Raw genomic sequence first — 13,664 nt, forward strand, 5'->3', positions numbered from 1 at the left:
TTTCCTCACCACGACTCATACAGTTTTTTGCAGAACCCATCTTGAGTATTTTTTTTTTGATATAACCATTTTTGATGTCTATATATTAATGAGTGCTACATGATGTAGCTGGCTTATGGGGGGGTAAAAGTACATCGCAGTCGATACTGGCTGTGTCAACTTAACTCTATAAGTATGGTGAAGATATGAGAGTTAGCTCAACAATAACCTTCGGGAAGCTCCTGATAGCTCCTGCCGTGTTTATATTATCCATTCATTCAGCCATCGCTGAAGACCAGACTGTTAACAGAATGATCGCCTCGCAATGTGCTCAGTGCCACGGCACTAATGGGTATGCGCGCGGCTCCTATCCCGACCTTGGAGGTGATGAAGCTAAAGATCTCGCCGACCACCTATACGATATGAAAGGTGAAGACCGCCCCAGCGGCATCATGGATCATCAGGCCCTCGGCTATACCGACGATCAGATTCGACGCATCGCTCAGTATTATTCCATCCTACCCGAAAACGGTGGTGACTAAGCGGATCTGTTACATCCTGATCTCATTGATATAGCTTGCTACTAGGACACCGGAGGGCTACAAAAATGCCATTAACCAGACGTAATTTTATCCAGATGGTGCCTGCTTCTGCTGCGGCACTGACCTTAACTGGCGGCGCAAAAGCCGCAGAACCCATTCACCATGTTACAGTACTCGGAGGCGGTTTTGCTGGCTGCACCGTTGCAAAATATCTGCGCATGTGGAGCAATGGTGAGATAGCAGTCACGCTGATAGAACCAAATTCAAATCATGTCTCCTGTATCATGAGCAACCTGATTCTCAACAAGCGCCTGAAAACAACCGACCTTACCTTTGAATACAATGATCTGCAGGTGAAGTATGGCGTTGAAGTCATACATGATCGGGCTAAAAGAATCAGAGGCCCACAAAAACAACTCCGATTAAAAGAGGCTGGATGGGTTAGTTACGACAGTCTGGTGGTCGCCACAGGCATTCAGTTTGACAATATTCCGGGGCAGGATTTCCGCAAAGTCCCCCATGCCTGGATCGCAGGAGGACAGTCGAATAATCTGCGCAACAAAATCAACAAAATGCCGGACACCGGCACCTTTGTCATGACCGTGCCTAAAGCGCCTTATCGTTGCCCCCCCGGCCCCTATGAGCGGGCCTGCATCGTAGCGGACATTCTCGGTCGCCGCAGCGGTTATCTTGATGGCAGTGGCAGTGTCGCTCCCCGGGTTATTGTACTGGACGCCAACCCAGGCATCATGGCGGAGAAAGGCACCTTTACCAGTGCCTTCAATGATCTCTATGGCGATATTATCGAGTACATTCCGAATGCGCAGGTTGAGTCTGTCGACTCAGATAACCTGATTGTTAATACCTCTCAGGGCAGTTTTGCCGGGGATGTCCTTAACGTTATCCCGACCCACGGTGCTCAGAATATCCTCAGAGTGAGCGGACTCACCGGAGACTCTCGCTGGGCAGACGTTGATCCGGTTACCTATGCGTCCACTAACACACTGTTTCAGGATGTCTATGTTATCGGTGATGCACAGGGCACCGGGCAACCTAAATCCGGCCATATGGCAAATGCTCAGGCGAAAATCTGTGCCGACAGCATTATCCGTACCGCCCATGGTCTGTCCAGCTATACCGAGGAACGCTTACAGAATATCACCACAAACTCAGCTTGTTTCAGCCCGATCACGTACGATCAGGCATCCTGGCTGACCGCTGTATACAGCTACAACCCCGATACTGGCTCAATGGGGCTGGTACCGGGTTCGCTGGGTGAAGCACATAACTGGAGTAGCCGTAACTTCAACGATATGTTTACCTGGTCCGACAACCTGTTTGCCGATACCTTCAAATAAGCGCTATCGCTACACAAAAAAGCCTCTGCTGAGTATCGGCAGAGGCTTTTTTTCTCTCACATTAAGCGATACCGGTAATTAAGCTTCGCTCAGCTCAAGTTTCTCAGGAGAGACCAGAATGCCGTTGTTATCCGCATACACATAATGGCCGGGCTTAAAGGTTACCCCGCCAAAGGTCAGATCCACATTCAGTTCGCCAATCCCTTTTTTATCGGTCTTCATTGGATGTGTGCCCAGCGCCTGCACGCCAAGGTCGAGCTCACCGATCGCATTGACATCGCGGATACAGCCATAAATGATAATGCCGGACCAGCCATTCAGCACCGCTTTTTCAGCCAGCATATCACCCAGCATAGCCCGGCGCATGGAACCGCCACTGTCAACAACCAGCACCCGGCCTTCACCTGGCAGCGCCACCTGTTCCCGCACCAGAGAGTTATCTTCGAACGCTTTTAGCGTGACGATTTCGCCACCAAAACGTTCACGACCTCCAAAGTTGCCAAACATCGGTTCCACGACCTGCACCAGATCGGGAAACTGGTCACAAAGTTCAGGTAATAAATCGTCCACAATGATACTCCTTAAATTTAGCCGTTAACGGGGTTCTATGATCGCTGATCTCAGCGTATTTTGCACTTGCACCATAGGAGGAAAACATGACATTAAAGGGTAAACAGGTAACTATCAAATACACTTCCTTTTAATAGCCCATTGTCGTAACAGACCAGAGTCAACCGGGGTAACTGATCGATCAGTTGCTGCGGTTGTAAACAGAAACGTAGCGGAAAGCCGGATTGCAGGTGATGTTCCTGATTAAAGGTGGTGATCAGCAGGTGGGCTCCGGGCTTCATCAGATCAGGAAGCATATTCAGCAGGAGCCGCTCCGGCAGGTAGCGAACGATAACAATATTATCAAACCGCCCCAGCCCCCTGAGCTCATCGGGATTATTCAGGTCGCACCTGTGGCTTTCAACGGTAACGCTGTGATCAGCGGCAAACTGCTGCAGACGCCTGAGTCCCCTCTCGGCAAAATCCACCGCCATCAACTGATGACCGGCGGAGGCAAGATAGAGCGCTGCGGCACCATCGCCACAGGCCAGATCCAGTGTGTGCCCAGGGGCTAAGGAGTCAAGTTGACGCTGCAACTCAGCGGGCAATACCGGGGCGGTATCGGTTTTATTAAGATATCGCTTGTTCCAGAGATCGGCCCGGCTCATGATATGACTGTCCAGAAGGGTGAAAAAGAAACAGAGAAAACGTTACTATAGCGCTGTTAAACGGGCTTAATCCAGAATATGGACTGAAAATGGAACACTATAAACTCTTCATTGTAATCCTGTTTATCCTGTTGATGTTTGCACCTGTTACCTGGCAGGCGATCATCAGGCGTAAACTGAATCCGCCCCCCATGGCCCGTAATGATCGCAAACTCTATCGCCTCTGGCGCTCAGATCCGCAGGCTTACGAACGTCAGTATGGCGAGATGGACCGCCAATATCTGCAGGCTCAGAAGGAAAAAAACCGGACCACTGATCAGTAGTCCGGCCGAGATACGGAAAGGTTGAATCCCCCTCTAAGCCGCCTTCAGCAGTTGCAGCAACAGCTGTAAAGGATGCGGTAACTGCTGCTCATCAAGCCGCTTCACCTGGCTGCGGCAGGAATAACCGGTCGCAACCAGCCGGCCCTCATTCGCCGGATCGTTCACGACCTCTGACCAGCTCAGATCATAGATCTTCCTTGAGGTATCGACGTTTTCGGTTTCGTGGCCATAGGTTCCCGCCATGCCACAACAACCGGTTGCCTGCAGTTCGAGTGTCTGTCCCAGAGCCTGAAAGATCTTTTTCCAGTCAGCAATGGAGGCTGCGGCCGAGGTCTTTTCAGAACAATGGGCCATCAGCTTATACTCATTTTTCGGCAACCCTTCCGCTTTCTGATTTAACAGATCGCAGTGTCTGGCCAGCCACTCCTGAATCAACTCAACCCTGACCTGCTGACGGGTCCCGTCATCAATATATTCCTGCCGATAGGTCAGCGTCATAGAAGGGTCAACCCCGACCATGGCTATACCGCTCGTGGCCAGTGCCTGCAACATCTGAGTATTCTTGTCAGCCGCACGGTTAAAGGCTGCCTTAAACCCATGGACATGTAGCGGTTTACCGTTAGGTTTAAAGGGTGCAACGAAAACGTTAAAACCGGTTTTACGCAGCAGATCGATAATATCCAGCACCAACTGGGTTTCGAAAAAGCTGGTAAAGGCATCCTGAACAATAATCACCGAATGCTCACGCTCTTCCGGGAGAATTGTGGCGAGGTTCTCTGGCGTGGCAAAGCGGATACCCCGCTGTTCCATCCCCTGTTTCAGAGTGTTGGTACAGATCGCAGGGCTATCGACCATCCCTCCCCAGCGCTGCAGAACTGAGCGCATCAGTGAGTTGTTCATCATCCAGTTATAAGGCGCCGGGAAGCGGGACAGATAGGGAATCATGTACTCCAGACCACCGACCATATAATCTTTCAGCGGACGCAGATAGCGACTGTAATAAGCTTCAAGAAAGCGGGAACGGAAATCCGGCACATTCACTTTGATCGGGCACTGCGCCACACAGGATTTGCAGGCCAGACAGCCCATCATCGCTTCATGCACTTCGTGGTTGAAATCGTACTCGCCCTGCTTTTTCTTCCAGCTGTTTTTGATGCGTCCGGGTAAACTGGTAATAAACGAGCCATAACGGGCTTTACTGCCCTCGTCAACCACATCGACGCCCTGCAGCGACATCAGCCGTAACCACTCGCGAATCAGCGATGAGCGCCCTTTGGGCGAGTGTTTACGCTCCCGGGTGGCCTTCCATGAGGGGCACATCGCATCATTAGGGTCATAGTTATAGCAGGCACCGTTACCATTACAGAACATCGCCTGACTGTACTCTTGCCGGGTATGAGCCGGAATCTGGCGGTCATACTGGCCGCGGGTAGACACCTGATCAATTTTTAACAGTTCAGCACCATCGATCAGAGGGGTGCAGATCTTACCGGGATTAAGCTGATTGGCCGGATCAAACGCGCCTTTAATGATCTGCAGTTGCGGATAGAGTTCGCCAAAAAAGGCCGGGGCATATTCAGAACGAACGCCTTTGCCATGTTCTCCCCAGATCAGACCATGATATTTTTGCGTCAGGGCAACCACCGCATCAGAGATGGTCCGGATCAAGCCCTCCTCGGCCTCATTTTTCATATCGATAGCCGGGCGAACGTGCAGCACACCGGCATCCACATGGCCAAACATACCGTAAGCCAGATTATGGCTATCTAACAACGCACGAAACTCTTTGATATAGGCGGCCAGATTTTCCGGGGGCACTGCGGTATCTTCAACAAACGGAATTGGACGCTGCTCACCCACTCCATTCCCCAGTAACCCCACCGACTTTTTCCGCATTCCCCAGATCTTATTAACCTCACCAGCCCCAAAGGTAACCGTATAACCGAAACTTTTACCCGGCTGACCGGAGACGCTGTCCAGATAGGCGGTCAGCTTCGCGACTTTTGCTCTCAGCTGGTCTTCATCATCGCCGGTATATTCGATCAGGTTAATCCCCTGAATCGCCGGCTCGCCCTCGTGTTGTGGGAAGTAGTCTTTAACCGTGTCCCAGACAATATCGTTCATCGCCAGATTCAGCACTTTGGAATCAACGGTTTCGATTGAGGTAGGCCCCCAGGACATCAGCTCAGCCGCATCTTCGAGGGAATCCTGAAACCCCGCATACTTGAGATTGACCAGCGCCGAATATTTGGGAATTGGCAGAACATTGAGTTTTGCCTCAGCAATAAATGCCAGCGAGCCCTCTGCACCACACAGGACGGAGTTAAGATTGAAACGCCCCTCATCATCACGGATATGAGCCAGATCGTAGCCAGTCAGACAGCGGTTCAGTTTGGGAAACTTGGCATCGATCAGGTCGCGGTGCTCATTAAACACCTGATCAACGGTACGGTGTACTTCACCCACCCGGTCATCACGACACTTTATCTCCTCCAGCGCCTCATCGCTCAGTGGAGCTGAACTCCACAGAGTGCCATCGAGAAAAACCGATTTCAGCTCCAGTACATGGTCACGGGTTTTACCGTACATACAGGAGCCCTGACCACTGGCATCGGTATTAATCATGCCGCCAATCGTTGCCCGGTTGCTGGTTGAAAGCTCAGGGGCAAAAAACAACCCATAGGGTTTTAGTGCAGCGTTCAGCTGATCTTTCACCACCCCACCCTGCACCCGCACCCAGCGCTCTTCAGCATTTATCTCGAGGATCTGGTTCATATGTCTGGAAATATCGACGACCAGGCCATCGGTGAGCGACTGACCGTTGGTTCCGGTACCACCGCCACGGGCACTGAGTACCACCTCTTTAAAACGAGACTCTGCCGCAAGGCCTGCCAGCAGCACCAGATCTTCAACGGATTTGGGAAACACCACCCCCTGAGGCAGTACCTGATAGATACTGTTGTCTGTAGAGAGCACAACTCTACTGGCATAATCAGGATTAACTTCACCCTCAAAATGACTGTTTTTTAAGGACTCTATAAAATACAGGTAGCGTTTTTGGGTGGGATTGATTTCGGCAATACGTGGGATCATCGGTCAACCTGTGACTTCTTGGCGAATAAATATATAGCCATAATGCAGAATTATCATTTATCATTCAAACGATAAAATATGATTAATTAATTGTTAAATACGATAAATGAACACATCGCTTTCGATCAGGCACCTGCGCGCCTTTACAGAGGTGGCCTGCTGCGGCAGTTTTACCCAGGCTGCCAGCCGGCTCCATCTGACCCAGTCAAGTCTCACCGCAACGGTCAAACAGCTGGAACAATCGGTCGGGCTGACCCTGTTTGACAGAACAACCCGACGCGTCCTGCTCACGGCTCAGGGGGAACAATTTCGCCCTGTTGCGGAGAAACTGATCTCTGATTTCGATACCGCCATAGGCGACCTCCAGGCAATTGCCGGGCAGCAACAGGGGCAGGTCGGAATTGCAGCATCCCCCTCGACGATCAGCCGCCTGCTTCCACCGGTGATCGACGATTACCGGCAACAATTTCCAGAGATTGCGATCTCACTGCGGGATGACAGCGCCGGACAGATAGAACAACGGGTATTGGATAACGATGTGGACTTTGGCATCGGCGCAAACCATTCGGCCAATCCTGAACTGTACTATCAGCCGGTGCTGACCGATCGATACGGCGTGGTTGTGCCGGAAGGCCACCGTTTTGAAGGGTTTGAGTCGGTACAATGGCAGGCACTGATTGAGGAAGAACTGCTGTTTCTTTCAGCTGATACCGGCATCCGGGCACAACTGAATCAGTTTCGCCAGGCGGGCCAGCTCCAGTTGTCAGATCAGAAAGCGATACTGGAGGTGTCAAACCCCGCGGGAATCGCCGCACTGATTCGTCAGCGCATAGGCATCTCGGTACTGCCCGCGCTGGCATCCAGTACCGAGTCATTCAAGGCGTTGCATTTTATCCCGCTGGTTGAGCCACAGATGCGCCGTGAGATCTGTCTGGTTAGTCGTAAGGGCCGCTCACTGAGCCCGGCAGCCTCTACCCTGCTCAGTTTCGTCCGGCAGCATTTTCTAACCATGAGACTGCCTGCCTATCTGGAAAGCACTGCTCAGCCTCAGCACTCAAATCAGGATTTATAGAGACGACAGTTTTCACCGTCCAGAGCATTAATCTCTTTAATCAGGTCGAGACTTCCACGGATTTTCTTCATCTCTGAGCGGTGTGCCGATTTAAGCTGCTTGCGGATTTTGCCCTCAATGAAGCGTTTTATTTCCTGTTCATCCTCAAGGATTAAGCCAGGCACCGGTACTGGCTTGCGGCTCTCCTCATCCATCGCGACCATGGTGAAATAGGAGGTATTGGTATGCTTCACAATCCCCAGACGAAAGTCTTCTGAAACCACTTTGATACCGATCTCCAGTGACGAGTTACCCACATAGTTGACCGATGCCGACAAGGTCAGCAACTCGCCCACCTCAACCGGGTTAAGAAAGTTAACCGAATCAACCGAAGCGGTCACACAGTAACCTTTGACATGGGATGCGGCACAGGTATAAGCGATCTTATCCATCAGCGAAAGAATCACACCACCGTGTACTTTTCCTCCGAAATTAGCGTAGGAAGGCACCATCAACTCTTTCAACACCGTTTGCGATGACTTCACAGTACGATACTCACGATCACTCATTATTTAAACCTATCAGATTATTATGTTGTTGATTGTCAGATAATACATTTTTACCGCATAAATGCAGACTAAAACGGAAAGATTAACGGCGTAACCGTCAGCGTTATCAGCATCGACATTAACTGTAACGGCAATCCGACTTTGACAAAATCGATAAACCGGTAGTTACCCGGCACCAGCACCAGAGTATTCACCGGCGAGGCTATCGGCGTTGAGAACGCAGTCGATGCAGCAATGGCAACCGTCATCATAAACGGTTCAGGGCTCATCCCCAGCCCCTGGGCGATGGCAATTGAGATTGGAGCGATCAAAACCGTTGTCGCCGTGTTAGAAATAAACTGACTCAGCACTGAGGTCAGCACAAACAATCCGGCGCAGATCAGCATCGGGGTACTTGACCCCAGCAGTGCTAATAAGCCTGACACAATCAGATCCAGAGCCCCGCTCTTCTGCATCGCCAGCGCCAATGGCAACATCCCGGCAATCAGCACCAGACTGCTGGCATTCAATGAGCGATAAGCCTCATTCATATTGATACAGCCGCTGAGAACCATCGCCACCGCAGCCAGTAGTATCGCACTAAGACTGGACATCACACCACTAATCATCAGTGCCAGCATAGCGACCATAATAGTCAGGGCAATCGGAGCATGCCCCCAGCGCGCCGATGTCTCAGTCATCTCCGCCGGGGTTTCCAGCATAACGAAATTCTGGCGATCATCCAGTGCCTCAATATAGCGCCAGCCTCCTGCCAGCAACAGAGTATCGCCAAACTGAAGTGGCTCGCCAGCAAACCGGGTGACTAAGGGTTTGCCATCACGCAACACACCAATAACACTGAGGTTATACCGCTCTCTGAACCGTCCCTCCTGAATCGTTTTGCCGATAACCGGAGATCGGTTATGCAACATCACCTCAGCTACACCAAACTCCTTATCCATGCGGGTACGTTCGTCATCGGGAAAGCCAAAAAACATACACCCGGTTTCGATACATAAGCGTTCGATACCCTCGGCTTCGCCATAGGCTAACAACACATCGCCACTTTGAATCTGTGTTTCGCTAAGCACCGGCATCAACGATGACACCAGCTTTCCATCGCGACGTATGGCGAATACCGTCACTTCAAAACGGCTTCTCAGACGCATATCCGACACCGTTTTTCCCACCAGTTCTGAGTCTTTTCTCGCCCGCAAACGATACAGGTTATCCTCTATCCCGTAGCGTTGAGCAAACTCTTTCAGATGGGGATGTGTAGCCTCCCGAACGCCGGTTTCAGGCAGTAGTTTGGGCGCAATAAAAACCAGATAAAGGCAGCCAAAAAGTAAAATAACACCACCGATCGGGGTGAAATCAAAAAAACCAAAAGGTTCCAGCCCCGCTGCACGCAACTGGGTACTGGCAACCATATTGGGAGGCGTACCGATAAGCGTCATCATCCCGCCAATCAGCGAGGCAAAGGAGAGCGGCATCAGCATTTTGGAGGGCTGTAACCTGGCGGAACGACAGATACTCAGAACCACGGGAATAAACAGTGCTACCGCACCGGTGGAACTCATCACCGCAGACATCCCGGCCACCACCGGTATCAATACCAACAGCAGCTTTCGCTCACTCTGCCCACCCATACGCAGAATCCAGTCACCTACCGCCGCGGCAACACCGGTGCGGAACAACCCCTCACCAACAACAAACAGCCCGGCAATCATCACCACCAGTGACTGGCCAAAACCGGAAACCGTCTCTGCCGGCGTAATAATTCCCGATACGGCCAACACCACAACCACCATCATCGCCACCATATCCATACGGATACGATCCCAGATAAACAGGCCTATGGTGATTAGCAGCAGCGTTAAAACAAACAGAATTTCAATATTCACACAATCTCCTGTGCGGCATTCGCTGTTTATCCATTAATACGGTCGGTTATCTCGCAGGCCCCGATGCTGGCCTGAGAACCAGGTACACTCCGGCGACGGTCACGCCGATAGCCACCACCTGAATCCAGCTGAGTGCTTCACCAAACAGAATCCAGGCTTCCAGCGAGGTGACCGGTGGGACCAGATAGAAATAACTGGCAACACGGGCTGCCTCCCCCTCGCGAATCATGAACATCAGTAGCAGAATCGCCGAGACCGACAAGCCAAATACCAGCCAGGCAAGAGATAACATCAGCGTTATATTCCACTCAACGTGACGCTCTTCAAACAGAAACGCCAACAGCGCCATCGCAACGGCAGTTGACAGATATTGCCAGATCGATCCCGTTAACAGATCGACCTTACCACCAAAACGTTTCTGATAAAGCGTGCCAAAAGAGATCGAAAAAAGTGCAATAAGCACCGCGACAACCGCCTCAGGTCGAAAAGTGATCACCTCACTATGCTGACCATTCAGCAGGATAACCACCACCCCGACCAGCCCCATAACCAGTCCCATCCACTGTACGCTACGCAGTCGCTGACCCAGCCACTGCCAGCCGATCAGTGACGTCAGAAGAGGCTGTAAACCGACGACAATGGCGGCAATTCCGGCAGGCATCTGCCATTTAATAGCAGCAAATACCCCGCCAAGATAACAGGCATGCACCAGAAAACCGGTAACGGCCTGATGCCCCCCCTGGCGCAGTGAAGGCCAGGAAGATCGGTAAATCAGAGCCAGCAAGGTAAATACTGCCAGCGTCATAAGCATCCGGATGAACAGAAGATAGAACGGCTCAATATAGGGCAGTGCATATTTTGCCCCGATAAAGCCTGTGCTCCAGAGCAACACAAACAGTATTGGAACCAGTTGGGTAAAACGGGAATGGCTCACACAGGTCACCGATCTATAAAAACGTTACTCTACTTGTTATCCGGTTAAAACTCACATTTTAAAGACAACCATGGTTAATGATCATTGCCATCATAGATCCACATCGGTTCGGTTTTTCCTGCCCGGCTGAAACCAAGTGACTCATAGAAGCCTATCGCATCACCATCGGCAGTTAACATCTGCTGATGAAAACCCTGATAACGCTGTTGCATCGCCTGCATCATCTGCTTGCCAACCCCCTGCCCCTGATAGTCCGGAGAGACCAGCATATGTGGGTAATAGACTACCAGATGGCCATCGGAGATCGCGTTACCTAAACCGATCAGTTTACCCCCTATCCGGGCGGTCACCAGCGAGTGAGACCCCTCCAGCGCAGCCATTAACTGAACGGGCTTTTGTGCCGCAGACCAGCCATTATCGCGGTAAAGCTGAACCACTTCGTCTTGCCGAAGATGATCGTTGAAACTGATTTCCGTATTCACAAGTAAAGATCCTGTATTAAATTAGTATTGTTAAAAGTTGAGGTCTGATCAGTAGAACTGAACAGGCTGAAAATACGACAGTTCGAAACGTTCCTCTGGATCAAGGAACTGGTTGCGCTGATACTCAGCAAATGCCGGAGTCCCCCCTGATTTAAGGCCTGAAGCGGCCAGCCACTCGTCCTGAAGCCGGGTAATCCAGGGTAACAGTTCACCATACTGCCCGACAAACCTGAAACGTGCATACAAGCCCCCAGGAATCACCATCGAGTTGACCAGCCCCCGACGGGCAACCGGACGATCAATCGCCAGGCAGGCGACATAGCGACACCGGTGTAACGGCGTCCAGGCGGGATTGGAGTGATGCAGGCCGATCTGTTTTTCAAACGGACGTTTCTCTGACGTTGCCCACGTCTGCAGAATCTGCCAGGCATTGCGAATTGAGCGACCATAGCCCAGATGCCGGATATAGGCCACCGGTTGATCTGGCAGTTCAATCAGATCCGGCTGGGGCAGTGCAATCCCTTTAATCCGCTCGGCCCCTGCAGCGATTTCGGGGTCTGCCATATAGGGCTGAGTATGGGGACGCTCCTGAGTGCGCCAGCGGCCAGGGCTGATGCCGAACTGCTGGGTAAACACCTGGGTGAATGAAGCCAGCGAATTATAGCCGCACTTCAGGGCGATATCCCGTATCGGCGTTAACGGTTCAAACATCAGTAGATTAGCGCCATGCTCAAGCCGGACCCGACGGATATAACAGTGCAGAGACTCGCCGGTAACCCGCTTAAACAAGCGGTGAAAATGTTGTTCAGAATAGGCGGCCACACGTGCAAGACCGGCACCGGTCAGCGGGGCACTCAGGTCCCGGTGAATACGGTGCAGGACATCGTTGATGCGCACTATCTGCTGAGTGTTTGGCATTGCTAGTCTGATCTCTCAAGTTCGGTTAAACACTTTAACCCTAGCTGAAAATAAGTTTAAACAGACAAATAGTAAAGCATAAATAGATAAATCAATAGCGACTTACAGATCTACACTCTGGCAAAGATAAATAACAAAACACAAACAACAGGACAGAGCCATGAAGTTTGCCAGACTTGCCGGCGCATTAAACCCATCCTATATCAGGGAGATCCTCAAAGCGGCGGTACAGCCCGATATGATCTCAATGGCCGGTGGGTTGCCCGCATCCTCTTTGTTACCGGTCAAACTCGTGCAGCAAACCTGCCAGTCACTGGCGGATAACGTGCATCTGTTTCAGTATGGTAGCAGCCGGGGATATCAGCCTTTACTGGATACACTCAGTCAGTCTGATCCGCAACACCCCCACCCCTGGTTAATCTGTAACGGCAGTCAACAGGGTCTTGATCTGCTAGCCCGGGCGCTTCTGGAACCAGGTGATGCGGTGATTGCCGAAGTGCCAGCTTACCTGGGTGCACTACAGGCGTTTCAGCTCAGCGGTGCAACTATCTGCCCGTTGAACAGTAACTCAGAGGGCCCGGATCTGACGCAGCTCGAAGACTACCTGCAACACCCCACAGTCAGACTGTTTTATGCGGTGCCTGACTTTCACAATCCTACCGGACGTGTATGGTCGGCCGGGGTGAGAATCGACGTTGCCCGATTGTGCCGGCGCTATGGTGTAACGCTGATCGAGGACATTCCCTACCGCGAGTTACGTTTCAGTGGCGAACAGCAACGCCCCCTCAGTCAGCTCTGCCCGGAACAGACAATCACTCTGAAATCATTCTCCAAGATCGGATTTCCGGGGCTACGTGTCGGCGCGATGAGTGGCCCCGCTGAATTTATCAGGGTTGCTGAACGAATTAAGCAGGCGGTCGACCTGCATACCGGTATCCCTCAGCAGGCGATCATCAACGATCTACTGAATCATCCCGGATATCCAGACCACCTTATCAGCCTGCGACTTGGATATCAGCAGCGCTATCAGCAACTGAGCACTGAGCTGCATCAGCAACTGGGCCAGCAGGTGGAGTTTGAAACGGTAGAGGGCGGTATGTTTATCTGGCTGAAGCTGCGCAAAGGCAGAGGCAGTGAAGTAGCCGCCCGCGCCCTTGAACATAAACTTGCCGTTGTGCCTGGCGCCGCATTCTACCCTGACGGGGATAAAGAGACAGATAATGCCATCAGGCTCAACTTCAGCAATACTGAGCCATCCCTGGCTGCTGAAGCGGTGACCCGACTGGCAAGATCATTGTAAGTCGTTAAAGCTGTC

At 51.6% G+C, this 13,664-nt stretch carries 13 protein-coding genes; 5 read left to right on the top strand and 8 right to left on the bottom strand.

What is annotated here, in order from left to right; genetic code table 11:
* Nucleotides 1-236: 236 nt before the first annotated feature.
* Nucleotides 237-521, top strand: coding sequence for a c-type cytochrome (locus OCU43_RS11410; RefSeq protein WP_175483532.1), 285 nt, complete (start codon nucleotides 237-239; stop codon nucleotides 519-521).
* Nucleotides 522-586: 65 nt separating this feature from the next.
* On the top strand, nucleotides 587-1,879 hold the full coding sequence (locus OCU43_RS11415) for an NAD(P)/FAD-dependent oxidoreductase (protein ID WP_091358817.1): 1,293 nt from the start codon (nucleotides 587-589) through the stop codon (nucleotides 1,877-1,879).
* Between the two features lie 78 nt (nucleotides 1,880-1,957).
* Here the strand turns inward: OCU43_RS11415 and rraA are convergent, their stop codons facing one another.
* Nucleotides 1,958-2,449: a ribonuclease E activity regulator RraA gene (rraA, locus tag OCU43_RS11420; protein WP_091358814.1), complete on the bottom strand. Its 492-nt coding sequence runs from the start codon at nucleotides 2,447-2,449 to the stop codon at nucleotides 1,958-1,960.
* Between the two features lie 92 nt (nucleotides 2,450-2,541).
* Entirely contained in the window at nucleotides 2,542-3,096 is a 555-nt protein-coding gene (locus tag OCU43_RS11425; protein WP_091358811.1) for a class I SAM-dependent methyltransferase, read from the bottom strand.
* A gap of 89 nt (nucleotides 3,097-3,185) precedes the next feature.
* On the opposite strand from OCU43_RS11425, the gene OCU43_RS11430 reads away from it, so the two are divergent.
* Nucleotides 3,186-3,419: a hypothetical protein gene (locus tag OCU43_RS11430; protein WP_091358807.1), complete on the top strand. Its 234-nt coding sequence runs from the start codon at nucleotides 3,186-3,188 to the stop codon at nucleotides 3,417-3,419.
* A 33-nt stretch (nucleotides 3,420-3,452) separates the two neighbouring features.
* On the opposite strand, the gene ydiJ is transcribed toward OCU43_RS11430, so the two are convergent.
* The gene (gene ydiJ, locus OCU43_RS11435; protein WP_091358804.1) at nucleotides 3,453-6,512 is read right to left on the bottom strand and encodes a D-2-hydroxyglutarate dehydrogenase YdiJ; all 3,060 of its coding nucleotides are present in this window, start codon (nucleotides 6,510-6,512) and stop codon (nucleotides 3,453-3,455) included.
* Nucleotides 6,513-6,618: 106 nt separating this feature from the next.
* Here ydiJ and OCU43_RS11440 point away from each other — a divergent pair, with 106 nt between their 5' ends.
* Nucleotides 6,619-7,584: a LysR family transcriptional regulator gene (locus OCU43_RS11440; RefSeq protein ID WP_091358801.1), complete on the top strand. Its 966-nt coding sequence runs from the start codon at nucleotides 6,619-6,621 to the stop codon at nucleotides 7,582-7,584.
* Here the strand turns inward: OCU43_RS11440 and OCU43_RS11445 are convergent.
* The 5 genes from OCU43_RS11445 to OCU43_RS11465 all read right to left on the bottom strand — a co-directional run bounded on the left by OCU43_RS11445 (nucleotide 7,572) and on the right by OCU43_RS11465 (nucleotide 12,349).
* The gene (locus OCU43_RS11445; RefSeq protein ID WP_091358797.1) at nucleotides 7,572-8,132 is read right to left on the bottom strand and encodes an acyl-CoA thioesterase; all 561 of its coding nucleotides are present in this window, start codon (nucleotides 8,130-8,132) and stop codon (nucleotides 7,572-7,574) included. The two genes, OCU43_RS11440 and OCU43_RS11445, sit on opposite strands and share 13 nt — an antisense overlap.
* A 68-nt stretch (nucleotides 8,133-8,200) precedes the next feature.
* On the bottom strand, nucleotides 8,201-10,015 hold the full coding sequence (locus tag OCU43_RS11450; RefSeq protein WP_091358794.1) for an SLC13 family permease: 1,815 nt from the start codon (nucleotides 10,013-10,015) through the stop codon (nucleotides 8,201-8,203).
* Between the two features lie 46 nt (nucleotides 10,016-10,061).
* Nucleotides 10,062-10,949, bottom strand: a complete 888-nt coding sequence (locus OCU43_RS11455; RefSeq protein ID WP_091359183.1) for a DMT family transporter — start codon at nucleotides 10,947-10,949, stop codon at nucleotides 10,062-10,064.
* Between the two features lie 74 nt (nucleotides 10,950-11,023).
* On the bottom strand, nucleotides 11,024-11,431 hold the full coding sequence (locus OCU43_RS11460) for a GNAT family N-acetyltransferase (protein WP_091358791.1): 408 nt from the start codon (nucleotides 11,429-11,431) through the stop codon (nucleotides 11,024-11,026).
* A gap of 48 nt (nucleotides 11,432-11,479) precedes the next feature.
* On the bottom strand, nucleotides 11,480-12,349 hold the full coding sequence (locus OCU43_RS11465) for an AraC family transcriptional regulator (protein WP_091358788.1): 870 nt from the start codon (nucleotides 12,347-12,349) through the stop codon (nucleotides 11,480-11,482).
* 160 nt (nucleotides 12,350-12,509) lie between these two features.
* Between OCU43_RS11465 and OCU43_RS11470 the strand changes: the two genes are divergently transcribed.
* Complete coding sequence (locus OCU43_RS11470; RefSeq protein WP_091358785.1) at nucleotides 12,510-13,649, top strand: aminotransferase-like domain-containing protein; 1,140 nt, start codon at nucleotides 12,510-12,512, stop codon at nucleotides 13,647-13,649.
* Nucleotides 13,650-13,664: the final 15 nt, after the last annotated feature.

Origin of the sequence: Amphritea atlantica (assembly GCF_024347255.1) — a bacterium.
GTDB classification, from domain to species: domain Bacteria; phylum Pseudomonadota; class Gammaproteobacteria; order Pseudomonadales; family Balneatricaceae; genus Amphritea; species Amphritea atlantica.

Bases quoted from the DNA above. Each gene is read 5' to 3' on its own strand.
- OCU43_RS11415 (WP_091358817.1), top strand. From the start codon at position 587: ATGCCATTAACCAGACGTAATTTTATCCAGATGGTGCCTGCTTCTGCT.
- OCU43_RS11425 (WP_091358811.1), bottom strand. From the start codon at position 3,096: ATGAGCCGGGCCGATCTCTGGAACAAGCGATATCTTAATAAAACCGAT.
- OCU43_RS11430 (WP_091358807.1), top strand. From the start codon at position 3,186: ATGGAACACTATAAACTCTTCATTGTAATCCTGTTTATCCTGTTGATG.
- ydiJ (WP_091358804.1), bottom strand. From the start codon at position 6,512: ATGATCCCACGTATTGCCGAAATCAATCCCACCCAAAAACGCTACCTG.
- OCU43_RS11440 (WP_091358801.1), top strand. From the start codon at position 6,619: ATGAACACATCGCTTTCGATCAGGCACCTGCGCGCCTTTACAGAGGTG.
- OCU43_RS11445 (WP_091358797.1), bottom strand. From the start codon at position 8,132: ATGAGTGATCGTGAGTATCGTACTGTGAAGTCATCGCAAACGGTGTTG.
- OCU43_RS11465 (WP_091358788.1), bottom strand. From the start codon at position 12,349: ATGCCAAACACTCAGCAGATAGTGCGCATCAACGATGTCCTGCACCGT.
- OCU43_RS11470 (WP_091358785.1), top strand. From the start codon at position 12,510: ATGAAGTTTGCCAGACTTGCCGGCGCATTAAACCCATCCTATATCAGG.